Here is a 24693-nt window from a genome sequence, read left to right on the forward strand (position 1 = left end):
CCAACACATACCGAACCTTGTCTTCAGCCGATATCTTCGACCGCCGCGACCTGGTCATCTGACACTCCTTCCGACATGTCACCAATCTTCACTCGGCGACCGTGACAAGAAGTCTGAGTCAGTGCAGAGTAGTAGATTCGAAAGTATGTTCGAAGTGTTGGCCACTGAAGCTCAGACCTCCCGCACGGTCGCGGGATGGGCGCGCGTGGAGGCCGCGGCCACGGCCCGCCGGCTTGCGGCGATGGTCGTTCTCGTGGATCAGGCCTACGCCGCGGACGGCTCGGCCGACCGCGAGCAGTGGTACCTCGACAACTGGGGCGCCGTCTCCGCGGAGATCGGGGCCGAGCAGAACATCACTCAAGGCGCCGCGTCGCATCAGTTGTTGATCGCGACTGCTCTCCGGGATCGGCTGCCTGAGGTCGCGGCGCTCTTCGCGCAAGGGCTGGTGTCCTACCGCGTGGTGTCGGCGATCACCACCCGCACGACCCTGGTGCGGGATCGCGACGCCCAGCGTGCCGTGGACAAGGCCTTCGCAGAGGTGCTGACCGAGTGGGCGCCGCTGTCGGAGGAGAAACTGAACAACGCCATCGACGCGATCGTCGCCGAACACGACCCGCACGGCGTATATCGCACGAAGCTCACGGGCAAGGGCCGCAGCATTCAGTTCGACTACGACGGCTCCGGCATGGCCACGATGTTCGGCACCCTGTTCGCCACCCACGGCAAGGCCGTCGAGAAGCGGTTGAATGTCCTGGCTCGGACGGTGTGCCCGGGCGATCCACGGACCGTCGACCAACGCCGCGCCGATTCAATCAACTCGATCACCCTGGGCCTCGACTATCTGCCGTGCCTGTGCGGCAGCGACGACTGCCCCGGACCCACTACACCTGCGAGGGGTGATGCGGTGGTCTACGTGGTGGTCAACGAGGACACCCTCGACGACGGGTCCGATGCCGCGATGGCGCAGGACGCCGCGCTCGACGGCGACCCGGATCCGCTGTTCGACAAGCCCCTGGCCGAGATCACGACATGGGATGAGTTGAGCGGCCAGTGCGCTGACCCGAAGGCCCCTGCGAACGCCGATTCCCCCGCCACCCGCCCCGGCGCGATCATCGGCGGCCCGTTCCTGCCCGGGTCCCTGGCCCGCCGCTTCGCACGCACCGCGAAGACCTGCAAGGTCTGCCACCCCGGCGACAGCCCACCAGAACCCCGCTACACCCCATCGCGCAAGCTGGCCGACTTCGTCCGATGCCGAGACCTCACCTGCCGCTTCCCTGGCTGTTCGGAACCCGCCTCACACACCGACATCGACCACACCATCGCCTGGCCGTTCGGGCCGACCTGCGCGTCCAACCTGAAATGCCTATGCCGCCGACACCACTTGTTGAAAACGTTCTGGGGCGGACCCAACGGCTGGCGGGACCGACAACTCCCCGACGGAACCATCATCTGGACCTCACCACACGGCCGGACCTACGTCACCGAGCCGGGCAGCAAGCTGCTGTTTCCGAGCCTTTGCCTGCCCACGGCTCCCGTGACGATCACGAACGCAGCCAGAACGGCCACGGCATCCGAAGCCAACCCGGGCCTCGCCATGCCCCGTCGCAAACCAACCCGCGCGCAGGATCGTGCCCGGCGCATCACGAACGACCGCCGACTCAACGAAGCGGAGGCGGAACTCCTCGCCCCTGGCGTGAGGGTAGCGCGGGTCACACCCCACCCGTCGCTATGATCGCCGGGTGGCTGAGCAGCCCAGCAATGACATTGCGGGAACCCCGGGTTTGACCGAGCAGGCGCTGACGGACGCCGTCGGCGAGGCTCGGCGCGCCTTCGACGCCGCCTCCGGTCTCGACGAGCTGGCGCGGGCCAAGACCGAGCATCTCGGTGATCGGTCGCCGATTGCGTTGGCGCGACAGGCCCTTGGCTCGCTGCCCAAGAACGAACGTGCCGACGCCGGCAAGCGCGTGAACGTGGCCCGCACGGCAGCGCAAGCAGCCTACGACGAACGCCTCGAAGTCCTGCGGGCCGAGCGCGACGCCGCCGCACTTGTCGCCGAACGCATCGACGTCACGCTGCCCACCACGCGCCAGCCACTCGGCGCGCGGCACCCGATCACGATCCTCGCCGAGCACGTCGCCGACACGTTCGTGGCGATGGGTTGGGAACTCGCCGAAGGTCCGGAAGTCGAGACCGAGCAGTTCAACTTCGACGCCCTGAACTTCCCGCCCGACCACCCGGCGCGCAGCGAACAGGACACGTTCCACGTCGCGCCGGACGGTTCGCGGCAGGTCCTGCGCACACACACCTCGCCCGTTCAGATCCGCGCCCTGCTCGAACGCGACCTGCCGGTGTACATCATCTCGATCGGACGGACGTTCCGCACCGACGAACTCGACGCCACCCACACCCCGGTGTTCCACCAGGTCGAGGGGATGGCCGTCGACCGCGGTCTCACCATGGCGCACCTCAAGGGCACCCTCGACGCGTTCGCCCGCGCCCAGTTCGGTCCCGGCGGCCGCACTCGGTTCCGGCCGCACTTCTTCCCCTTCACCGAGCCGTCGGCAGAAGTCGACGTCTGGTTCGAGAACAAGAAGGGCGGGCCCGGCTGGGTGGAGTGGGGTGGCTGCGGGATGATGAACCCGAACGTGTTGCGCGCCTGCGGAATCGACCCCGCCGAGTACTCCGGCTTCGCGTTCGGCATGGGCCTGGAGCGCACGCTGCAGTTCCGCAACGGCATCTCCGACATGCGCGACATGGTCGAGGGCGACGTCCGGTTCTCGCTGCCGTTCGGGGTGGGCGCCTGATGCGCATCCCCTACAGCTGGCTGCGCGACGTCGTCCGGGCCGGCACCCCCCACTGGGACGTGTCCGTCGACGAACTCGAACGCACGCTCATCGACATCGGCCACGAGGTCGAGGACATCGTTCCGGTGGGGCCGGTAACCGGTCCGCTGGTGGTCGGCCGCGTCGCCGAGATCGAGGAGCTGACCGGCTTCAAGAAGCCGATCCGGGCCTGCAAGGTCGACGTCGGCGCCCACAACGTCGACGGCGAGCCGCGCGACATCGTCTGCGGTGCAACCAACTTCGTCGTCGGCGACCTGGTAGTCGTCGCCCTTCCCGGTACGACGTTGCCTGGTGACTTCACCATCGCCAAGCGCAAGACCTACGGCCGCACCTCCGACGGGATGATCTGCTCGGCGTCCGAACTCAATCTCGGCGCTGATCACACCGGCATCCTGGTGCTGCCCCCGGGCACCGCCGAACCCGGTGACTCCGGTATCGACGTCGTCGGACTCGACGACGTCGTATTCGACCTCGCGATCACGCCGGACCGCGGCTACTGCCTGTCGATCCGCGGCATGGCCCGTGAGATCGCGTGCGCCATGGATCTGGACTTCGTCGATCCCGCCGACGTCGCGCCGCTGCCGGTCGAAGGCGAAGCCTGGCCGCTGACGATTCAGCCCGGCACCGGTGTGCTGCGGTTCGGGCTGCGCCCCGTCACCGGCATCGACCCGACTGCGGTGTCCCCGTGGTGGATGCAGCGGCGTCTGCTCCTGAGCGGGATCCGCGCCATCTCGCCCGCGGTCGACGTCACCAACTACGTCATGCTCGAGTTGGGGCACCCGCTGCACGCACACGACCGGACTCTCATCTCGGGCGCACTCGACGTGCGCTTCGCCGAACCGGGGGAGAAGGTCGTCACCCTCGACGACGTCACGCGATCGCTCGACACCGGCGACGTACTGATCGTCGACGAACGAGCAACCGCGTCGATCGGCGGCATCATGGGCGCCGGCACCACCGAGGTGCGCGACACGACCGTCGACGTCCTCCTCGAGGCCGCGGTGTGGGACCCCGCCGCGGTGTCGCGGACCCAGCGCCGCCTGCGTCTGGTCAGCGAAGCCGGCCGGCGCTACGAGCGCACGGTCGACCCCGCCATCTCCGTCGCAGCCATCGATCGCTGCGCAGGGCTGCTCGCAGACATCGCGGGCGGCACCGTGCAGCCCACACTGACCGACTGGCGCGGCGATCCGCCCCGCGACGACTGGTCCCCGGCCCCGGTCGCCATGCCCGTCGACCTTCCCGACCGGATGGCGGGCATCGAGTACGCCGAAGGCGCCACTGCGCGACGGTTGACCCAGATCGGCGGCAAGGTCGAGGTCGCCGACGACACGGTCACGGTCACGCCTCCGAGCTGGCGGCCCGACCTGCGCGAGCCCGCCGACCTCGTCGAGGAGGTGCTCCGCATCGAAGGACTCGACCGCATCCCGTCGGTGCTGCCCCTCGCCCCGCCCGGACGCGGCCTGACCGCTGGGCAGCGGCGTCGTCGTGCCATCGGGAAGTCGCTCGCACTCAGCGGGTTCGTGGAGATCCTGCCGACGCCCTTCCTGCCCGCAGGCGTCTTCGACGCGTGGAATCTGGCCGTCGACGATCCGCGCCGGGCCACCATGTCGGTGCTCAACCCGCTGGAGGCCGATCGGCCCCAGCTCGCCTCCACCCTGCTGCCCGGGCTGCTGGAGGCGTTGTCTCGCAACGTGTCCCGCGGTGCCACCGACGTCGCCCTGTTCGGCATCGAACAGGTGGTGCTGGCCACGCCGCAGACCCGTGCGCTGGACCGGATCCCGGTGGATCGCCGGCCCACCGACGACGAGATCGCCACCATCGACGACTCGCTGCCGCGTCAGCCACTGCACGTCGGCGTGGTCCTCGCTGGCCGCCGCGAACCCGCCGGACCATGGGGCTCGGGTCGCCCGGTGGAAGCTGCCGACGCCATCGAGGCCGTCCAGATCATCGCGCGTGCCTGCCACGTCGACGTGACGCTGCGCGCGGCGCGCGAGCTGCCCTGGCACCCCGGCCGCTGCGCCGAGGTTCTCATCGGCGACCGGGTCATCGGGCATGCCGGTGAACTTCATCCCGCGGTCATCGAACGGGCAGGACTCCCCAAGCGCACCTGCGCCGTCGAACTGGACCTCGACGCCGTGCCGATCACCGAGCCGCTGCCGGTTCCGGCGGTCTCGCCGTTCCCTGCCGTCTTCCAGGACGTCAGCCTCGTTGTCGCCGACGACGTGGCCGCACGCGACGTCGTCGACGCCGTCCGGGAGGGCGCGGGCGAGCTGCTCGAGGACGTCAGGCTGTTCGACGTCTACACCGGCCCGCAGGTCGGCGAGGGCAACAAGTCGCTCGCCTTGGCGCTGCGATTCCGCGCTCCGGACCGAACGCTGACCGAGGACGAGGCGAGCGCGGCCCGCGATGCAGCCGTGGCACGGGCGGGCGCTCGTGTCGGTGCAGTTCTGCGGTCGTGACGTCGATCAACGTTCGTGACGAACGTGAAACCGATGTGGATGCCATCCGTGCGATCACCGAGTTGGCCTTCCGGGATGTGCCCCAGAGTCGGCAGACGGAGTCGGCCATCATCGACGGACTGCGAGAAGCCGGCGCCTTGACCCTTTCGCTGGTCGCCGTGGACGAAGCCGGTCAGGTCGTCGGACACGTGGCCGTGTCGCCGATTTCCCTGGACGGCAACGCCGCGGTGGGCTGGTACGGAGGTGGTCCGCTGTCGGTGCGACCAGACCTGCAGCGCCGAGGAATTGGTAGTGCGCTCGTCGACGCCGCTGCTACTCGCCTGCGGGAGATGGGGGCGCAAGGGTGCGTGATAGTGGGCGATCCCAACTATTACGGCAGACTTGGGATCGCTTCAGGTGCTCCATCACTGACGGTGGCGGGGGTGCCCCCCGAGAATGTGCTGGTCGCGCCGCTGCAATCGGACGCGATCCCCACCGGAACGGTGGCGTTTCATCCCGCCTTCGATGCTCGACCGGACGCGCTCTCCGCCTAGCCTGGCGCCATGCAGTGCAGGTAATCAGTTTGCAACCGTCTGCATAAACATGCAAGATCGATGCATGACTTCAGTCGCCGTTGCCGGAGCCAGCGGATACGCCGGTGGCGAAATCCTTCGCCTCCTCCTCGGCCACCCCGCCTACCGCGACGGCCGCCTCACGATCGGCGCGCTGACCGCGGCGTCGAGCGCGGGAACCGACGTCACCGAACACCACCCGCACCTGCTGCCGCTCGAGGGCCGGGTGCTCGATCCCACCGAACCCGAGGTGCTCGCCGGCCACGACGTGGTCTTCCTCGCGCTGCCGCACGGCCACTCCGCCGCGCTGGCCGAGAAGCTCGGCCCCGAGACGCTGATCGTCGATTGCGGGGCGGACTTTCGGCTCACCGACCCGTCGGCGTGGGAGCGCTACTACGGCTCGACCCACGCTGGCAGCTGGCCGTACGGACTCCCCGAACTGCCCGGCGGCCGGGACGCGCTGCAGGACGCCAAGCGCATCGCGGTCCCGGGTTGCTACCCGACCGCCGCGCTGCTGGCGCTGCTGCCGGCGGTGGCCGCCGACCTGATCGAGCCCGCCATCACGGTTGTCGCCGTCAGCGGTACATCGGGCGCAGGGCGGGCGGCGAAGGTCGACCTCCTCGGCGCCGAGGTCATCGGCTCCGCTCGCGCCTACAACATCGGTGGCGCGCACCGCCACACGCCCGAGATCGCGCAGGGACTCCGGCTCGTCACCGACCGCGACGTCACCGTGTCCTTCACGCCGGTGCTCATTCCGACCTCGCGCGGCATCCTGGCGACCTGCACCGCGCCCACCACCGCGACCACCTCCGAGATCCGGTCGGCCTACGAGAAGGCCTACGGCAGCGAACCGTTCGTGCACCTGTTGCCCGAGGGTCGTCTGCCCAAGACCGGGTCGGTGATCGGTAGCAACGCCGCCCAGGTCGCCGTCGCGGTCGACGCCGACGCAGGCGTGCTGGTCGCGCTGTGCGCCATCGACAACCTGGTCAAGGGCACCGGCGGGGCTGCCGTGCAATCGATGAACCTGGCGCTGGGATGGCCGGAGACGGAAGGGCTTTCGACTGTGGGAGTGGCACCGTGACAACCAGTCAGAGCCTGATCCGCACCCAGGGCGTCACTGCGCCTGCGGGTTTCCGCGCCGCAGGCATCGCAGCGGGCATCAAGGCATCGGGGGCACCCGACCTCGCGCTCGTGTTCAACGAGGGGCCGGACCACGCCGCGGCCGGGGTGTTCACCCGCAACAAGGTCAAGGCCGCGCCGGTCCTGTGGACGCAGCAGGTGATGACGACGCGCCGGCTGCGTGCCGTCGTCCTCAACTCCGGCGGCGCCAACGCCTGCACGGGACCTGGCGGGTTCCAGGACACCCACGCGACCGCGGAGGCCGTCGCGGCCGCGCTGTCGACCTGGGGGACAGAGACCGGGGCCATCGAGGTGGCGGTCTGCTCGACGGGGCTCATCGGCGACCGGCTCCCGATGGACAGGGTGCTGCCCGGCATCAAGGCCGTCGTGCAGGAGATGGCAGGCGGCCTGAGCGGCGGCAAGGAGGCCGCCCAGGCCATCATGACCACCGACACCGTCCCCAAGCAGGTGGCCCTGCACCACCCGCAGAACTGGACGGTGGGCGGCATGGCCAAGGGAGCCGGGATGCTGGCGCCGTCGCTGGCGACGATGCTGTGCGTCATCACCACCGACGCCGTCGCCGACGGCGACGCCTTGGACCGCGCACTGCGCAACGCCTCGGCGCGCACGTTCGACCGCCTCGACGTCGACGGCAGCTGCTCGACCAACGACACCGTGCTGCTGTTGGCCTCGGGCGCAAGCGAAGTCGCGCCGAGCCAGGACGAATTGGATGCCGCGGTCCTCGCCGTGTGCGACGACCTGTGCGCCCAGCTGCAGGCCGACGCCGAAGGCGTGACCAAGCGGATCGCCATCACGGTCACCGGTGCGCTCTCCGAGGGCGACGCCGTGACCGCGGCCCGCGTGATCGCCCGCGACAGCCTGGTCAAGACGGCGCTGTTCGGATCGGATCCCAACTGGGGCCGCGTACTGGCGGCCGTCGGGATGGCGCCCGTGGAACTCGAGCCGGGACGGATCAGCGTGTCCTTCAACGGTTCTCCCGTGTGCATCGACGGCGCCGGAACCCCCGACGCCCGCGAGGTGGACCTGTCCGGCGCAGAGATCGAGGTCGTCGTCGACCTCGGGGTCGGTAGCGGCGCGGCCACCATCCGCACCACCGACCTGTCGCACGCCTACGTCGAAGAGAACTCGGCGTACTCCTCGTGACCACGTCTGCTGCCATCGACACCGCAACCATTACCACTGCGACGAAGGCCGCCGTATTCGCCGAGGCGCTGCCCTGGCTGAAGCAACTGCACGGCAGGGTCGTCGTGGTCAAGTACGGCGGCAACGCCATGACCGATGACGTGCTCAAGGCCGCGTTCGCCGCGGACATGGCGTTCCTGCGCAACTGCGGCATCCACCCCGTCGTCGTGCACGGGGGTGGTCCACAGATCAGCGCGATGCTCAAGCGCCTCGGCATCCCCGGCGAGTTCAAGGGCGGCTTCCGCGTGACCACCCCCGAAGTCCTCGACATCGCCCGCATGGTGCTGTTCGGCCAGGTCGGCCGGGAACTCGTCGGCCTCATCAACGCCCACGGGCCGTACGCGGTCGGCATCACCGGCGAGGACGCCCACCTGTTCACCGCGATCCGGCGCGACGTCACGGTCGACGGTGTCGCCACCGACATCGGTCTGGTCGGCGACGTCGAGAAGGTCGACACGTCGGCCGTCACGGACCTGATCGCCGCCGGGCGCATCCCGGTGGTCTCGACCATCGCGCCCGACGCCGACGGCGTGGTGCACAACATCAACGCCGACACTGCCGCGGCTGCGCTGGCGGAAGCGCTCGGTGCCGAGCGGCTGTTGATGCTCACCGACGTCGAAGGCCTGTACACGAATTGGCCGGACCGCGGATCGCTCGTCAGCGAGATCGACGTCGCAGAGCTGACCGGTCTGCTGCCGAAGCTGGAGTCCGGGATGGTGCCGAAGATCGAGGCCTGTCTGCGCGCGGTCGGCGGCGGCGTGCCGAGCGCACACGTCATCGATGGTCGCGTGGAGCACAGCGTGCTGGTCGAGCTGCTGACCAATGGGGGATCGGGGACGAAGGTGGTACCGAGATGATGTCCGGTGGGCAGGAGCGGAGCGACCCGGGAATGTCACAGACGGAAGACCTACAAGCCCGTTGGGGCGCCGTGATGATGAACAACTACGGCACCCCGCCCATCGTCCTGGCGACGGGCGACGGCGCCGTGGTGACCGACGTCGACGGCAAGTCCTACGTGGACCTGCTCGGCGGCATCGCGGTCAACGTGCTCGGGCACCGGCACCCAGCCGTCATCGAAGCCGTGACCAGGCAGCTGAACACACTCGGCCACACGTCGAATCTCTATGCCACCGAACCGGGTATCGCGCTCGCCGAGGCGCTGGTGGCCCACCTCGGCGGCGACGTCCACGCGCGGGTGTTCTTCGCGAACTCCGGGACCGAGGCCAACGAGGTGGCGTTCAAGATCAGCCGCCTGACCGGTCGCATCAAACTCGTCGCCGCCGACGGTGCCTTCCACGGCCGCACCATGGGGTCGCTGGCGCTGACCGGCCAGCCGAGCAAGCAGGCGCCGTTCGCGCCGCTGCCCGGCGACGTCACCCACGTGCCGTACGGCGACGCGGACGCACTCGCCGCAGCCGTGTCCGACGAGACCGCTGCCGTGTTCCTCGAGCCGATCATGGGGGAGGGCGGGGTCGTGACGCCGCCGCCGGGATACCTCGTCGCGGCGCGCGAGATCACCGCCCGCCACGGCGCGCTGCTGGTGCTCGACGAAGTGCAGACGGGTGTCGGCCGCACCGGCACGTTCTATGCGCACGCCCACGACGGGATCACCCCCGACGTCGTGACCCTGGCCAAGGGGCTGGGCGGCGGCCTGCCGATCGGTGCCTGCCTGGCGATCGGCGACGCGGCCGAGCTCATGACCCCGGGACTGCACGGGAGCACGTTCGGTGGCAACCCGGTGTGTACGGCAGCAGCGCTGGCGGTACTCACGACGCTGGGGCAGGACGATCTGATCGCGCGGGCCGACGTGCTCGGCAAGACGCTCGCGCATGGGATCGAGGCCATCGGGCACCCGCTGGTCGATCACGTCCGGGGGCGGGGTCTGCTGCGGGGCATCGTGCTGACCTCCCCGGTCGGCAAGGCCATCGAAACCGCGGCACGCGACGCCGGCTACCTGATCAACGCCGCGGCGCCCGACGTCGTGCGGCTCGCACCGCCGCTGGTGGTCACCGACGAGCAGATCGATGCGTTCGTCGGCGACCTGCCCGCCATCCTCGACGCCGCGACGGAGAACTCATGACACCCCAGCGAGAAGCGAAGTGGGATCGCCCATGACACTGCGACACTTCCTACGGGACGACGACCTGACGCCCGACGAGCAGGCCGAGGTCCTCGCCCTGGCTGCCGAGTTGAAGAAGGCGCCGTTCAGCGCCCGTCCACTGGAGGGCCCGCGCGGCGTGGCGGTCATCTTCGAGAAGAACTCGACGCGAACCCGGTTCTCCTTCGAGATGGGCATCGCTCAGCTCGGCGGGCACGCCGTCGTCGTCGACGGGCGCAGCACCCAGCTCGGCCGCGAGGAGACCCTCGAGGACACCGGCGCGGTGCTGTCCCGCTACGTCGACGCCATCGTGTGGCGCACGTTCGCGCAGGAACGGTTGAGCGCCATGGGATCCGGGTCGACGGTGCCCATCATCAACGCTTTGTCCGATGAGTTCCACCCCTGCCAGGTGCTGGCCGACCTGCAGACGCTAGCCGAGCGCAAGGACAAACTGCATGGCCTGAAGATGACCTACTTCGGCGACGGCGCCAACAACATGGCGCACTCGCTGATGCTGGGCGGCGTCACCGCAGGCATCGACGTGACCATCGCCGCACCGCAGAACTTCGAACCCCACCCGATGTTCGTGGCGGCGGCGGCCAAGCGGGCAGCCGAGACCGGTGCCACCGTCACGGTCACCTCGGACGCGCGGGCCGGCGCCGAGGGAGCCGACGTCCTGGTCACCGATACGTGGACGTCGATGGGCCAGGAGAACGACGGCCTGGACCGCGTACGCCCGTTCCGACCGTTCCAGGTCAACGGCGCACTGCTGGAGTCGGCCGCACCGGATGCGGTGGTGCTGCACTGCCTTCCCGCCCACCGCGGCCACGAGATCACCGACGACGTGATCGACGGCCCGCAGAGCGCGGTGTGGGACGAGGCGGAGAACCGGCTGCACGCGCAGAAGGCGCTGCTGGTCTGGTTGTTGGAGCGTCGAGGATGAGCGGCTCGTGACCCAGCGAGAAGCGAAGCGGGATCGCGCATGACATCGGCCTCGACGAGGGCGGGCAGGCAGGCGCGCATCGTGTCGCTGCTGTCGTCGAACTCGGTGCGCAGCCAGAGCGAACTCGCGACGATGCTTGCCGCCGACGGCATCGACGTCACCCAGGCCACGCTGTCGCGGGATCTGGAGGAACTGGGCGCGGTCAAGCTGCGCGGCGCCGACGGCGGTACCGGCGTCTACGTCGTCCCCGAGGACGGCAGCCCGGTGCGCGGGGTGTCCGGTGGGACCGAGCGGATGACGCGCCTGCTGAACGACCTGCTGGTGTCCACCGACGCGAGCGGTAATCTCGCTGTGCTCCGCACCCCGCCAGGGGCGGCGCACTACCTGGCCAGCGCGATCGACCGCGCATCGCTGCCCTACGTCGTTGGCACGGTTGCCGGCGATGACACCATCCTCGTGGTGGCGCGTGACCCGATGACCGGCGCGGAACTCGCCGGCCGCTTCGAAGAAGCGCATTGAGCACACTAATTTTCGTTGAGAACTAGAAGGAGATTGGTACATGTCCGAACGCGTCATCCTGGCGTACTCCGGCGGTCTGGACACCTCGGTCGCGATCAGCTGGATCGGCAAGGAGACCGGCCGAGAGGTCGTGGCGGTCGCGATCGACCTCGGCCAGGGCGGTGAGGACATGGAGGTAATCCGTCAGCGCGCGATAAACTGCGGTGCCGTCGAGGCCGTCGTCGTCGACGCACGCGACGAGTTCGCCAACGAGTACTGCCTGCCGACCATCAAGTCCAACGCCCTCTACATGGACCGCTACCCGCTGGTGTCGGCCATCAGCAGGCCGTTGATCGTCAAGCACCTCGTCGACGCGGCGCGCGAGCACGGTGGCGGCATCGTGGCGCACGGCTGCACCGGCAAGGGCAACGACCAGGTCCGCTTTGAGGTCGGATTCGCCTCGCTCGCACCCGATCTCGAGGTGCTCGCGCCCGTGCGGGACTACGCGTGGACCCGGGAGAAGGCCATTGCCTTCGCCGAGGAGAACGCGATCCCGATCAACGTCAGCAAGCGATCGCCGTTCTCGATCGACCAGAACGTATGGGGCCGTGCCGTCGAGACCGGCTTTCTGGAGCACCTCTGGAACGCGCCCACCAAGGACGTGTACGACTACACCGAGGACCCGACGGTCAACTGGAGCAGCCCCGACGAGGTCGTCGTGGGATTCGAGAAGGGGGTGCCGGTCTCCATCGACGGGCGCCGCGTCTCGGTCCTGGAGGCCATCGTCGAACTGAACCGGCGGGCGGGCGCGCAGGGCGTGGGTCGCCTCGACGTCGTCGAGGACCGGTTGGTCGGCATCAAGAGCCGTGAGATCTACGAAGCCCCTGGCGCGATGGTGCTCATCAACGCGCACACCGAACTCGAACACGTCACACTCGAGCGCGAACTGGGCCGGTTCAAGCGCAACACCGACCAGAAGTGGGGCGAGCTGGTCTACGACGGCCTCTGGTACTCACCGCTCAAGCGGGCGCTGGAGTCGTTCGTCGACCACACCCAGGAACACGTGACCGGCGAGATCCGGCTGGTGCTGCACGGCGGCCACATCGCCGTCAACGGCAGGCGGAGCAGCCAGTCGCTGTACGACTTCAACCTCGCCACCTACGACGAGGGCGACACATTCGACCAGTCCAGCGCCAAGGGCTTCGTGCACGTGCACGGCCTCTCTTCGAAGATCGCGGCGAAGCGGGACCTGCAGTCGTGAGCACGAACGAGGGCTCGCTCTGGGGTGGTCGGTTCACCGACGGCCCTTCCGATGCCCTTGCCGCGCTGAGCAAGTCGACGCACTTCGACTGGGTGCTCGCACCGTATGACGTCCGCGCGTCGAAGGCTCACGTGCGGGTCCTGTTCGGTGCGGGGCTGTTGACGGAGGAGCAGCGTGACGGGCTGCTGGCCGGACTCGACAGCCTCGGATCCGACGTCGACGACGGCAACTTCGGCCCGCTGCCGTCGGACGAGGACGTGCACGGCGCCCTCGAGCGTGGCCTCATCGACCGGGTCGGCGAGGACCTGGGCGGTCGGCTGCGGGCCGGCCGCTCGCGCAACGACCAGGTGGCCACGCTGTTCCGGATGTGGTTGCGCGATGCGATGAAGCGGGTCGGCAACGGTGCCCTCGACGTCGTGGCCGCGTTGGCCACCCAGGCGGCCGCGCATCCCACGGCGATCATGCCGGGCAAGACGCACCTGCAGTCCGCCCAGCCCGTGTTGCTCGCGCATCACCTACTGGCGCACGCCCACCCGCTCCTGCGCGACGTCGACCGCATCGTCGACTTCGACAGCCGCACGGCCGTCTCCCCGTACGGTTCAGGGGCGCTCGCCGGGTCGTCCCTTGGCCTGGATCCCGACGCCATCGCCAGCGAACTGGGTTTCGCTGCGGCAGCGGACAACTCGATCGACGCGACCGCCTCCCGGGACTTCGCGGCCGAGGCGGCGTTCGTGCTGGCGATGATCGCGGTCGACCTGTCCAGGCTCGCCGAGGACGTCATCCTCTGGAACACCACCGAATTCGGGTACGTGACGCTGCACGACTCGTGGTCCACCGGCAGCTCGATCATGCCGCAGAAGAAGAACCCGGACATCGCCGAACTCGCCCGTGGCAAGTCCGGCCGGTTGATCGGCAACCTGACCGGACTGCTCGCCACGCTCAAGGCGCAGCCGCTGGCGTACAACCGCGATCTGCAGGAGGACAAGGAGCCGGTCTTCGACTCGGTCACGCAGCTCGAATTACTGCTGCCGGCGGTGGCTGGCCTCGTGGGGACGTTGACGTTCGACACCGAGCGGATGGCCGAACTCGCGCCGCTGGGCTACACGTTGGCCACCGACGTCGCCGAATGGCTGGTGCGCCAGGGCATTCCGTTCCGCGTCGCGCACGAGGCGGCCGGTGCCGCAGTTCGCAGGGCCGAAGCGCGAGGCGTGGGGCTCGAAGAACTCGCCGACGACGAACTCGCAGGCATTCATCCCGGGCTGACCGCCCAGGTGCGCGACGTGCTCACTGTGGCCGGGTCGGTGAACTCGCGCGATGCCCGCGGAGGCACGGCGCCCGTCCAGGTCGCCCGGCAGCTCGGCACCGTGCGCGACACCGCTGACCGGTTGCGGGTCCAGCTGCGCTAGTCGTCGGCCAGCGCCAGCCACTCCTCTTCGAGGGACTCCTTGCGCCCGGCCAACTCGCGCAACTCGTCGTTGAGTTCGGCGACCTTGACGTGGTCGGCGGCCGCGACGGCCATCGCCTCGTGCACCTTCGCGATCCGGTCGTCGAGCTTGGTCAGTTGATTCTCGATGCGGGCCAGATCCTTCGACGTGCGCCGCGATCGCGCCGAGTGCGACTCGCCGCGCTCGGCCGCCTTGGCGACCTCGGGAGCGTCGGCGCCTGCGCGTCCCTCCAGGTACTGCTCGATGCCGCCGGGCAGCAGGTCGCAGCGGCCGTTCCCGGTCAACGCGTACGTCACGTCGGCGACGCGCTCCAGGAAGTAGCGGTCGTGGGTGACCACGATCAGCGTGCCCGGCCAGCCGTCTAGGTAGTCCTCGAGCACCGTCAGCGTGTCGATGTCGAGGTCGTTGGTGGGTTCGTCTAGCAGCAGGACGTTGGGCTCCTCGAGCAGTAGCCGCAGGAACTGCAGCCGACGCCGCTCGCCGCCGGAGAGCTCGCCCAGGCGGGTGGTGAGCTTGTCGCCGGTGAACCCGAAGTCCTCGAGCAGGGTCGAGGCGCTGACTTCCTTGCCGCTCGCGGTCTCGGTGATGCGGCGGCTGTTCTCGACGGCGTCGAGCACCCGCTCGTTGGGCTCCAACTCGATCAGCGCCTGACTCAGGTAGCCGATCGACAGCGTCTTGCCGCGCTTGATCGTGCCCGAGGTCGGAGGCAGTTCTCCGATCAGCAGCTTGAGAATCGACGACTTGCCGGTGCCGTTGACCCCGACCAGGCCGATGCGCGCACCGGGGCCGATCGACCAGTCCAGCTTGTCGAGCAGCGTCTTGCCGCCCAGTTCGAGCACCACGCGGTGCAGGTCGAACACGTCCTTGCCCAGCCGGGCGGTCGCGAACCGCTGCAGCGCGAGCGAATCGCGGGGGTCGGGTTCGTTCGCGATCAGGTCGTTGGCCGCCTGGATGCGGAACTTGGGCTTCGACGTCCGCGCAGGCGGGCCGCGCCGCAACCAGGCGAGTTCCTTGCGCATCAGGTTGCGGCGCCGCGTCTCGGTGCCCGCGGCCACGCGCATGCGTTCGGCGCGGGCCAGGACGTACGCGGCGTAGCCACCGTCGTAGGCGTCGACGACACCGTCGTGGACCTCCCACATCCGCGTGCACACCGCGTCCAGGAACCACCGGTCGTGGCTGACCACGACCAGGGCCTGCGTGCGCTGTGCCGCGAGGTGGCCCGCGAGCCAACCGATCACCTCGACGTCGAGGTGGTTGGTCGGCTCGTCGAGGACCAGCACGTCGTGGCCGGCCAGGAGAACCGCTGCCAGCGCGACGCGGCGACGTTCACCACCGCTGAGGTTGTCCACCGCCTGGTCGAGGGAGACCTCGGACAACAGATGCTCGACCACGGCGCGGGTGTCGGCCTCTGCCGCCCAGATGTGGTCCGGCCTGCCGCCGACGATGACGTCGCGGATGGTCGCCTCGGCGGCGAAGTCGTCGGCCTGGTGCAGGTACCCGACGGAAAGCCCAGAAGTATGGGTCACCCGGCCCGAGTCCGGCGGGCGAGTGGCGGTGAGGATCTGCAGGAGGGTGGTCTTGCCGTCGCCGTTGCGCCCGACGACGCCGATCGCATCGCCCTCGTCCACGCCAAGGCTGACGCCGTCCAGGAGTGTGCGGGTGCCGTAGCCGACGCTCACGCGTTCGACGTTCAAGAGGTTGGCCATCAGCCGTCGATCATAGGCGGCGCGGGAGTGTCTCCCGCGTCGCAGCCGTCCCACCGATACCAGCGGGCCCGCAGGACCGTTGTGCCATGATGACGTCTGCAAACTGCGGCTTCGGGTGCAGGGAAGGAAGCAACGTGGTCGACCTCTCTCCGTTCACCAGGCCAGTGGGACGGTTGCTGGCAACTGCACAGAACGGGCTCGAGGTGCTTCGCTACGGCGGCCTCGAGACGGGCGCCGTGCCGTCGCCCTTCCAGATCATCGAGAGCGTTCCGATGTACCGCCTGCGTCGGTACTTCCCGCCCGACGTCAGGCCCGGTGCGACTCCGCCTGGACCGCCGGTCCTGATGGTGCACCCGATGATGATGTCGGCCGACATGTGGGACGTGACCCGCGCCGAGGGTGCCGTCGGCATCCTGCACACCGCTGGCATCGACCCCTGGGTCATCGACTTCGGTTCGCCCGACCAGGTCGAGGGCGGCATGCAGCGCAACCTCGCCGACCACGTGGTCGCGCTCAGCGAGGCCATCGACACCGTCCGCAAGGTCACCGAGCGCGACGTCCACCTCGCCGGCTACTCGCAAGGCGGGATGTTCGCGTATCAGACCGCCGCCTACCGGCGTGCGAAGAATCTTGCGAGCATCGTCGCGTTCGGGTCGCCCGTCGACACCCTCGCCGGTCTGCCGCTGAACCTCCCGGCGAACTTCGGCGCGGCAGCGGCCGACTTCATGGCCGACCACGTCTTCAGCCGCATCGACATCCCTGGCTGGTTGGCTCGCACCGGATTTCAGATGCTCGACCCGATCAAGACCGCTCAGGCGCGCATCGACTTCCTGCTGCAGCTGCACGACCGCGAGGCATTGCTTCCGCGCGAACAGCAGCGCCGGTTCCTGTCGAACGAGGGCTGGATCGCGTGGTCCGGCCCGGCCATCGCCGAACTGCTCAAGCAGTTCATCGCCCACAACCGGATGATGAGCGGCGGTTTCGCGATCCGCGGCGACCTGGTCACGCTGTCCGACATCGACTGCCCGATCCTCGCCGTGGTCGGCGAGGTCGACGACATCGGTCAACCCGCGTCGGTGCGCGGCATCAAGCGTGCCGCGCCGCAAGCCGATGTCTACGAATACCTCATCCGCACAGGACATTTCGGCCTCGTCGTCGGGGGCAAGGCAGCCACGCAGACGTGGCCGACGGTGGCGAGCTGGGTCAAGTGGCTCGAGGGTGAGGGCGACCTGTCTGCCGACGTCGTCCCGATGGCACTGCGCCCCGCCGAGCCCGATGAGAGCGGCGTGCCGTTCGCGTCCCGGGTCGCGCACGGTGCCGCCGCAGCCACGGAGGTGACGTTCGGCATCGCCCGGTCGGCGGCGGGCGCCCTGGTCTCGGCCAACAAGTCGGCGCGCGCGCTCGTCGTGGAGACCGCGAGGACGCTGCCAAGGCTCACGCGTCTGGGACAGATCAACGACCACACTCGGATCTCGCTCGGCCGGATCATGAGCGAGCAGGCGAGTGCGACGCCGGAGGGCGAATTCCTGCTCTTCGATGGCCGCGTGCACACCTACGAGGCCGTCGACCGCCGCATCAACAACGTGGTGCGCGGCCTCATCGATGTCGGGGTGCGGCAGGGCGCGCGCGTCGGCGTGCTGATGGAGACCCGGCCCAGCGCGCTGGTGGCCATCGCGGCCCTGTCGCGTCTCGGCGCCGTCGCCGTGCTGATGCCTGCCGACGCCGACCTGGCGGAGGCGGCCGTGCTCGGCGGCGTCACCGACGTCATCGCCGACCCGAGCAACCTCGACGCCGCGAGCCGTCTCCCGCTGCGCGTGCTGGTGCTCGGCGGCGGCGAGAATCGCGACCTCGACCTGCACGGCAACGCCAACGTCGTCGACATGGAGCGCATCGATCCCGACGTGGTCGCGCTGCCGGGCTGGTACCGGCCCAACCCCGGCTTCGCAAGGGATCTGGCCTACGTCGCGTTCGCCACCGTCGGCGGCAAGCTCGTCGCCCGCCAGATCACCAACTTCCGCTGGGCGCTGTCGGCGTTCGGCACCGCGTCGGCCGCGAACCTCGGCCGAGGCGACACCGTGTACTGCCTGACGCCGCTGCACCACCAGTCGGGGCTGCTGGTGAGCCTGGGCGGTGCGGTGGTCGGCGGCACCCGGATCGCCCTGTCGCGGGGCCTGCGCCCGGACCGCTTCGTCCACGAACTGCGCCAGTACGGCGTTACCGTCGTCTCCTACACGTGGGCCATGCTGCGCGAGGTCATCGACGATCCGTCGTTCGCGCTGCACGGCAATCACCCCGTGCGCCTGTTCATCGGCTCGGGCATGCCGACGGGGCTGTGGGAGCGGGTGGAGGAGGAGTTCGCGCCCGCGCACGTGGTCGAGTTCTTCGCGACGACCGACGGGCAGGCCGTGCTCGCCAACGTCTCCGGCGCGAAGGTCGGCAGCGCAGGCAGGCCCCTGCCGGGCGGCGGCCGCATCGAGCTGGCCGCCTACGACGTCGACGACGACCTCATCCTCGAAGACGAACGCGGCTTCGTCGCGCTGGCGGGCCCGAACGAAGTGGGCGTCCTCCTGGCCCACCCGCGCGGCCCGATCGACCCGACGGCATCGGTGAAGCGGGGAGTCTTCGCGCCGGCGGACACCTGGGTGTCGACGGAGTACCTGTTCCGGCGTGACGACGACGGTGACTTCTGGGCCGTCGACAACCGGGGGAGCGTCATCCGCACTGCACGCGGACCGGTGTTCAGCGCCGCGGTGAACGACGCCGTCGGACGGATCGGCGCCGTCGACCTCGCGGTCACCTATCGGGTGGAGGTCGACGGACGGGCGGTGGCCGTCACGGCGCTCACGCTCGCGCCAGGCGGAAGCGTGCCGACCGCGGACCTGAACGAGGCGCTCGCCGCGCTGCCCGTTGGCGCGCAACCCGACTTGGTGCACGTCGTGCCGGACATGAAGCTCAGCGCGTCCTACCGCCCGCTGCTCGGGCCGCTGCGCGCCGCCGGGATTCCGAAGGCGTCGCGTAACGCCTGGTATCGCGACGACGAAACAGGGGTGTACAAGCGGTTCACGGCCGCGGTGCGTGCCGAATTGCTTGGCGAGGATTCGGCCAGTTGAGGTCGTGCGTCACATTGGTCACACTGTTAGGCTCCGGCTGGCGGCAGGCGTCGCATGGCCGCGCGTACCGCTCGAAACGGGCATGGAGGATTCGATGACATCGCAGACCAGCAGTTCGACCGGCTGGCGTCGCGCCGCGACGGGCGTGGTGGCCAGCGGCCTGGTGGTCGGCATGTTGGCGACGGCGCCCATTGCGCTGTCCGAGCCGGCACCCGTCGACCCCGCGAATCCCGCCACCCCGGCCGCGGCCGCACCGGGCAGCCCCATCACCGCAGGCGGTGCCGACGCACCAGCAGCCGAACCCGGAGCGATGACCGCCGAAGAGGCGCTCGCGATCATTCAGACCGATTACGACCTCGGCGCCGGCGGCGGCCAGCTGTCGAAGCTGATCCACAGCGTGTTGAAGCTCCGTTCGCAGGGTTTCTACCCCTCGAAGGGCAATGTCATCGCGATTGAGGACGCGCTGGGAAAACGGCCTAACCAGGCGCCACTGATCACCGCACTCGAGCAGACGCTGGCGTTCCAGCGCAGGACTCAGCAGCGCGGCATGGCGCAGCAGGAAGCTCCGTCGCAAATAGGCATCGGTCAGCTGCCGCCGGGAAGCAACGCGCCGGTCCCCGGCGACAACGACGAAGACGGCAACGGCATCTCGCTGGTCCCGTTCGGCTGATCCGGTGCTCGACCAGCGACTGCTCGACATCCTCGTCTGTCCCGAGGACCGTGGCCCGTTGCTCTTCATCTCCGGCGAGCGCGACACCCTCTACAACCCGAGGTTGCGTCGCGCCTACCGGGTCGAGGACGACGTACCGGTGCTGCTCGTCGACGAAGCGGAGACCATCTCCGACGGCGCCGAGCACGCCCGACTGCTCGAACTCGCGGGAAGCTAGCCCAACCCTGGCAGGTCGCCGGTCAGGTAGTGCTGCAGATTCGGCGCGATGGTCTCGGCGATCTGCTCGACCGGCAGCGACGCAAAGGGCTCCAGTTCCAAGATGTACCGCGCCATGACGACGCCGACGAGCTGAGACGCGACGAACTGCACGCGGACTCGGCCCGATCCGGGCGGGTCGTCGACGCGCCGGCCGACTTCCACCGAGATGATCTCCTGCAGGAACGACCGCACGAGGCTGATGTCCTCTCCGGCCAGCAGCGATCGCAGCGTCGCAATGAAGCCGGCACCCAGTTCGGAGTCCCACAGCGGAAGCAGCAGTGCAGGCAGCTTCCAGCCGAGTTCCGCCACGGGCGTCTCGCGCATCGGTCCGAGTACCTGCATGGGGTCGATCGGGATGTGGATGGCCGCGGCGAACAGCTGCTGCTTCGTGTCGAAGTAGTGGTGGACGAGCGCCGCGTCGACTCCGGCGGCGCTGGCGATCGACCTGACCGACGTTCTATCGAAGCCGTTGCGGGCGAACAGTTCTCGTGCGTTGAGGAGAATCCTCTCCCGGGTGTCGGACTGACCCCGCGGCCGTCCGGGCCGCTTGCTCACGGAGTCCTTCGTCGCAATGTGGCAGCTGCCAGGCCCAGGGCGACGACGGCGAAGCCGACGACCACCGCGATGTCACGCGCGGCGGTCGCGGTGAGGTCGGGGTGCGCGCCCACCTCGCGCAGCGCCTCGAGCGCATAGCTCGCCGGCAGTGTGTTGCTGATCCACTGCAACCATTCGGGCAGCGCCTCGCGGGGAACGATGATGCCGCACAGCAGCAATTGCGGAGCGATGACGACGGGCATGAACTGCACGGCCTGGAATTCGGTGCGGGCGAACGCGCTGCACAGCAGTCCGAGTCCCACGCCGAGGATCGCGTTGACGATGGCGATGGCGAATACGAGCGCCGGGTTGCCCGCGGTGTCGAGGCCCAACAGCCAGAACGAGACGACGCAGGCCAAGGTGGCCTGGGCGGCCGCGGCGATCGAGAACGCCGTGCCGTAGCCAGCGAGCAGATCGAGCCTGCGCAGGGGAGTGGTGAGGATGCGCTCGAGGGTCCCGGACACCCGTTCCCGCTGCATGGTGATCGAGGTGATCAGGAACATCACGATCAAGGGAAAGACGCCCAGCATGATCAGGCACGCATTGTCGAAGGGGGACGGCGTCCCCGGCCGGTGCGGTGCGTTCTGGAACATGAAGTACAGCAGCGTGATGACCGCACTGGGCACCACCAGGATCATCGCGACGCTGCGATGGTCGCCGGAGAGTTGGCGCAGGATGCGCACGGTCGTCGCGACGTACGCCGAGGCGCTCAGCCGGCTGCGACGCTGGTGGGCCCGGTGCTGCGCCGGATGACGGACAGAAACGCCTCCTCCAGTGACTGACATCCCGTGTCCTCTCGCAATGTGGTTGGCGTGGTGTGGCCGAGCAGACGGCCGTCGCGCATCAGGATCAGGTCGCCGCAATGGTCCGCTTCGTCCATCACGTGGCTCGACACCAGCAGGGTGGTGCCTTCGCGGGCCAGCTCGCCGAAGCGCTGCCAGAGGTCGACCCGCAACACCGGATCGAGGCCGACGGTGGGTTCGTCGAGGACCAGCAGCTCCGGTCGCGCGACGAGTGCGCATGCCAGCGACACCCGCGTGCGTTGGCCGCCGGAGAGGTTGGCGCACGACGCCGTCCGATGATCCGCGAGGCCGACCGATTCGATCGCCTCGTCGGCCGACGCTGCTCCCGTTCCGTACAGGGAGGCGAAGTAGCGCACGTTGTCCACAACCCTCAGGTCGTCGTAGATCGTCGCGTCCTGAGTCACGTAGCCGACGCGTCCCCGCAGGTCGGGCGATCCAGCCGGGTTGCCGAGCACCGTGACCGTGCCGGACGCGACCACCTGCGTTCCGACGACGCACCGCATGAGCGTCGTCTTGCCGCAGCCGGATGGACCCAACAGCCCGGTGATCGCGCCGCGCGGAATCTCGACGGACAGGTCGTCCACTGCGAGGCGCCCACCCCGGGTGACGGCCAAGTGCTCGATCGTCACTGTGTGAGCGGGCCCGCCGGCGATTAATTCATCCGACGATGAAGTCATCATGTGATGAATATCCTCCCCTGTGCCAAGGGTGTCAATGGACTCGGCAGAATTGCTGAAGTGAGTCCGACGAACGTGCCCGCTGATCCACGACAGGCCGCGCGGCGCCTACTCGGCGCCCGGCTGCTCGGACGCGGAGTAACTGCCGTGATCGTCGAGGCCGAGGCATACGGCGGGCCAATCGACGGGCCGTGGCCGGACTCGGCCGCCCACTCGTTTCGGGGACCGACGCCGCGCAGTGCGGTCATGTTCGGCCCACCTGGCCGGCTCTACACCTACCGCAGCCATGGCATCCACGTCTGCGCCAACGTCGTCTGCGCCGAGGACGGCGTCGCCGGCGCGGTGCTCCTCCGAGCCGCGGTGATAGAGGACGGTGCACCGCTGGCAGCCGCTCGGCGTGGACCGACCGTCGCACCCGTCGCTTTCGCCCGTGGCCCAGGAAACCTGTGCTCCGCGTTGGGAATCACGCTGCAGGACAATGGGATCGACCTGCTGGACCCGCACGGACCAGTGCGCCTCGAACTCGGCGTGCCGCTCGACGCCGCCGAAGGGCCACGGGTCGGGGTGAGCACTGCTGCCGACCGGCCATGGCGGTACTGGGTTTCGGGTCGGCCCGAGGTATCGGCGTACCGGCGCAGCCCCAGGGCGCCCACACCGGGAGCCAGTGACTGAGTGCAGTGCGCGAAGCGCGATGCGGGAAGATCGACGCATGGCTGACGACATCCTCGATGAACTGGAATGGCGCGGGCTGATCGCCCAGTCGACGGATCGCGAGGCATTGGCGAACGACCTCGCCGAAGGCGTACTGACCCTGTATTCGGGGTTCGATCCGACGGCGCCCAGCCTGCACGCCGGGCATCTGGTTCCGCTGCTGACCCTGCGACGGTTCCAGCAGGCAGGTCACCGACCGATCGTGTTGGCGGGCGGCGCGACCGGCATGATCGGCGACCCGCGCGACACCGGGGAACGGATCATGAACTCGACCGACACCGTCGCCGAGTGGGCCGACCGGATTCGCGGTCAGCTCGAGCGTTTCGTCGAGTTCGACTCGTCGACCACCGGCGCGGTGGTCGAGAACAACCTCTCCTGGACCGGACCGCTGTCCGCCATCGAGTTCCTCCGCGACGTCGGGAAGTACTTCTCGGTGAACGTCATGCTCGACCGCGACACCGTGCGGCGCCGCCTCGAAGGCGACGGCATGAGCTACACCGAATTCAGCTACATGCTGTTGCAGGCCAACGACTACGTCGAGCTGCACCAGCGCCACGGGTGTGCGCTGCAGATCGGCGGCTCCGATCAGTGGGGCAACATCGTCGCCGGCGTGCGACTGGTGCGTCAGAAGGCCGGCGCCAGCGTGCACGCGATGACCACGCCGTTGGTGACCGACTCGGAGGGCAAGAAGTTCGGCAAGTCCACCGGTGGTGGGAATCTCTGGCTCGATCCTGCCCTGACCAGCCCGTATGCCTGGTACCAGTACTTCGTCAACACCGCCGACGCCGACGTCGTGCCGTACCTGCGGTGGTTCACGTTCCTGTCGCGCGAGGAGATCGACGACCTCGACGAGGCCACGCGGAGCCGACCACACGAACGGGCTGCGCAACGCCGTCTGGCCCGGGAACTGACCACTCTGGTGCACGGTCAAGCCGCCACCGAAGGCGTCGAACTCGCTAGCCAGGCTCTGTTCGGACGTGCCGAACTCACCGACCTCGACGAGGGAACGTTGTCCGCCGCGCTGCGCGAGGCAGGCAACGATCAGGTCGCGGAACTCGCTCCGGGCGGACCCGACTCGATCACCGACCTCCTGGTGGAAACCGGGCTATCCGCGAGCAAGGGCGCCGCGCGCCGGACCGTCGCCGAAGGTGGCGTGTACGTCAACAACGTCCGGATCGACACCGACGAATGGACGCCGGAGTCGACGGACTTCCTGCACGGGCGTTGGTTGGTGCTGCGCCGCGGCAAGCGGAACATTGCGGGAGTGCAGCGCATCGGATGAACAGTGCAGCGCGTCGGGTGACGTCGATCTCGCCGGCTCGGGAACACGGCGGCGGTCGTGACCGTTGAACACTGCGGTTGGGTCGAGAGACCTGACTTGATGAGTGCGAAGTGAGCCCGGGAGCGGCCGCCCGCCAGCCGCGAGAAATCGCGACTACCAGGCGATTTGACTCCGAGTTTCCACTGACGTAACTTATCTCAGGTCGCCGCGACACGGTCTCCGGACCGGGGAGCGCGGCAGACTCCCAGAGGGAAGCCCACACTTCGGTGGGGGTCCTCTTCGCCCGCAGTACCGATCAGCGGCTTTTGGCCGCGGTTCGTTGCGCGGTCGAATCGGGTGTGTTGTTTGAGAACTCAATAGTGTGTTTGGTGGTTTTTGTTTGTTGTTTGGTCATGCCTCTTTTTCTCGTTTAGGGGTGTGATGTTTTTTTGGATGCCAGTTTTGGTGTCTTTTGTCTGATCG

The 24693-nt window shown here is 68.8% G+C and carries 21 protein-coding genes; 17 read left to right on the forward strand and 4 right to left on the reverse strand.

All coding sequences use genetic code 11. The features are described from left to right. Positions 1–145 precede the first annotated feature (145 nt). From LOK44_RS29470 to argH, 12 genes are all read left to right on the forward strand, one after another. Positions 146–1732 (forward strand): HNH endonuclease signature motif containing protein, encoded by a 1587-nt coding sequence (locus LOK44_RS29470; protein ID WP_237573627.1) that lies wholly within the window; start codon positions 146–148, stop codon positions 1730–1732. Positions 1733–1763: 31 nt separating this feature from the next. Then, positions 1764–2804 carry a phenylalanine--tRNA ligase subunit alpha gene (pheS, locus tag LOK44_RS29475; protein ID WP_237573648.1) on the forward strand — a complete coding sequence of 347 codons (1041 nt, stop codon included), beginning with the start codon at positions 1764–1766 and terminating at the stop codon, positions 2802–2804. Next, the gene (pheT, locus tag LOK44_RS29480; RefSeq protein WP_237573628.1) at positions 2804–5302 is read left to right on the forward strand and encodes a phenylalanine--tRNA ligase subunit beta; all 2499 of its coding nucleotides are present in this window, start codon (positions 2804–2806) and stop codon (positions 5300–5302) included. Before pheS ends, pheT begins: the two co-directional genes overlap by 1 nt. Continuing rightward, a complete protein-coding gene (locus LOK44_RS29485; RefSeq protein ID WP_237573629.1) occupies positions 5299–5835 on the forward strand; it encodes a GNAT family N-acetyltransferase in 537 nt (178 codons plus the stop codon). Before pheT ends, LOK44_RS29485 begins: the two co-directional genes overlap by 4 nt. Positions 5836–5899: 64 nt before the next feature. Beyond that, positions 5900–6934 (forward strand): N-acetyl-gamma-glutamyl-phosphate reductase, encoded by a 1035-nt coding sequence (gene argC / locus LOK44_RS29490; protein WP_237573630.1) that lies wholly within the window; start codon positions 5900–5902, stop codon positions 6932–6934. Then, positions 6889–8136, forward strand: a complete 1248-nt coding sequence (gene argJ / locus LOK44_RS29495; RefSeq protein ID WP_237573631.1) for a bifunctional glutamate N-acetyltransferase/amino-acid acetyltransferase ArgJ — start codon at positions 6889–6891, stop codon at positions 8134–8136. Before argC ends, argJ begins: the two co-directional genes overlap by 46 nt. A 14-nt stretch (positions 8137–8150) precedes the next feature. Further along, positions 8151–9032 carry an acetylglutamate kinase gene (gene argB, locus LOK44_RS29500; protein ID WP_237573649.1) on the forward strand — a complete coding sequence of 294 codons (882 nt, stop codon included), beginning with the start codon at positions 8151–8153 and terminating at the stop codon, positions 9030–9032. 32 nt (positions 9033–9064) lie between these two features. Beyond that, a complete protein-coding gene (locus LOK44_RS29505) occupies positions 9065–10255 on the forward strand; it encodes an acetylornithine transaminase (RefSeq protein WP_237573632.1) in 1191 nt (396 codons plus the stop codon). 31 nt (positions 10256–10286) lie between these two features. Further along, on the forward strand, positions 10287–11216 hold the full coding sequence (gene argF / locus LOK44_RS29510; RefSeq protein WP_237573634.1) for an ornithine carbamoyltransferase: 930 nt from the start codon (positions 10287–10289) through the stop codon (positions 11214–11216). 39 nt (positions 11217–11255) lie between these two features. After that, positions 11256–11735 (forward strand): arginine repressor, encoded by a 480-nt coding sequence (locus LOK44_RS29515; protein WP_237573635.1) that lies wholly within the window; start codon positions 11256–11258, stop codon positions 11733–11735. A gap of 40 nt (positions 11736–11775) precedes the next feature. Beyond that, positions 11776–12975, forward strand: a complete 1200-nt coding sequence (locus LOK44_RS29520; RefSeq protein WP_237573636.1) for an argininosuccinate synthase — start codon at positions 11776–11778, stop codon at positions 12973–12975. Further along, positions 12972–14381, forward strand: coding sequence for an argininosuccinate lyase (gene argH, locus LOK44_RS29525; protein WP_237573637.1), 1410 nt, complete (start codon positions 12972–12974; stop codon positions 14379–14381). The genes LOK44_RS29520 and argH overlap by 4 nt, the downstream gene beginning before the upstream one ends. Here argH and LOK44_RS29530 read toward each other — a convergent pair. Beyond that, positions 14378–16126 (reverse strand): ABC-F family ATP-binding cassette domain-containing protein, encoded by a 1749-nt coding sequence (locus tag LOK44_RS29530; RefSeq protein ID WP_237573639.1) that lies wholly within the window; start codon positions 16124–16126, stop codon positions 14378–14380. The genes argH and LOK44_RS29530 overlap by 4 nt on opposite strands. 89 nt (positions 16127–16215) lie before the next feature. On the opposite strand from LOK44_RS29530, the gene LOK44_RS29535 reads away from it, so the two are divergent. The 3 genes from LOK44_RS29535 to LOK44_RS29545 all read left to right on the forward strand — a co-directional run bounded on the left by LOK44_RS29535 (position 16216) and on the right by LOK44_RS29545 (position 20123). Then, positions 16216–19236 carry an acyl-CoA synthetase gene (locus LOK44_RS29535; RefSeq protein ID WP_237573651.1) on the forward strand — a complete coding sequence of 1007 codons (3021 nt, stop codon included), beginning with the start codon at positions 16216–16218 and terminating at the stop codon, positions 19234–19236. Between the two features lie 94 nt (positions 19237–19330). Next, positions 19331–19906, forward strand: a complete 576-nt coding sequence (locus tag LOK44_RS29540) for a hypothetical protein (protein WP_237573641.1) — start codon at positions 19331–19333, stop codon at positions 19904–19906. A 4-nt stretch (positions 19907–19910) separates the two neighbouring features. After that, complete coding sequence (locus LOK44_RS29545) at positions 19911–20123, forward strand: Trm112 family protein (RefSeq protein WP_237573642.1); 213 nt, start codon at positions 19911–19913, stop codon at positions 20121–20123. Here LOK44_RS29545 and LOK44_RS29550 read toward each other — a convergent pair. Genes LOK44_RS29550 through LOK44_RS29560 form a run of 3 tightly spaced genes read right to left on the reverse strand, consistent with a single transcriptional unit; the run spans position 20120 to position 22241 of the window. After that, positions 20120–20719: a TetR/AcrR family transcriptional regulator gene (locus LOK44_RS29550; protein WP_372481340.1), complete on the reverse strand. Its 600-nt coding sequence runs from the start codon at positions 20717–20719 to the stop codon at positions 20120–20122. The two genes, LOK44_RS29545 and LOK44_RS29550, sit on opposite strands and share 4 nt — an antisense overlap. Next, positions 20716–21543: an ABC transporter permease gene (locus LOK44_RS29555; RefSeq protein ID WP_237573643.1), complete on the reverse strand. Its 828-nt coding sequence runs from the start codon at positions 21541–21543 to the stop codon at positions 20716–20718. Before LOK44_RS29555 ends, LOK44_RS29550 begins: the two co-directional genes overlap by 4 nt. Continuing rightward, a complete protein-coding gene (locus LOK44_RS29560; protein ID WP_237573644.1) occupies positions 21468–22241 on the reverse strand; it encodes an ABC transporter ATP-binding protein in 774 nt (257 codons plus the stop codon). Before LOK44_RS29560 ends, LOK44_RS29555 begins: the two co-directional genes overlap by 76 nt. A gap of 57 nt (positions 22242–22298) precedes the next feature. Here LOK44_RS29560 and LOK44_RS29565 point away from each other — a divergent pair, with 57 nt between their 5' ends. After that, a complete protein-coding gene (locus LOK44_RS29565; protein ID WP_237573646.1) occupies positions 22299–22910 on the forward strand; it encodes a DNA-3-methyladenine glycosylase in 612 nt (203 codons plus the stop codon). A gap of 37 nt (positions 22911–22947) precedes the next feature. After that, on the forward strand, positions 22948–24231 hold the full coding sequence (gene tyrS, locus LOK44_RS29570; RefSeq protein ID WP_237573647.1) for a tyrosine--tRNA ligase: 1284 nt from the start codon (positions 22948–22950) through the stop codon (positions 24229–24231). Positions 24232–24693 lie beyond the last annotated feature (462 nt).

This window comes from Mycolicibacterium lacusdiani, from assembly GCF_021916785.1.
GTDB lineage: Bacteria > Actinomycetota > Actinomycetes > Mycobacteriales > Mycobacteriaceae > Mycobacterium > Mycobacterium lacusdiani.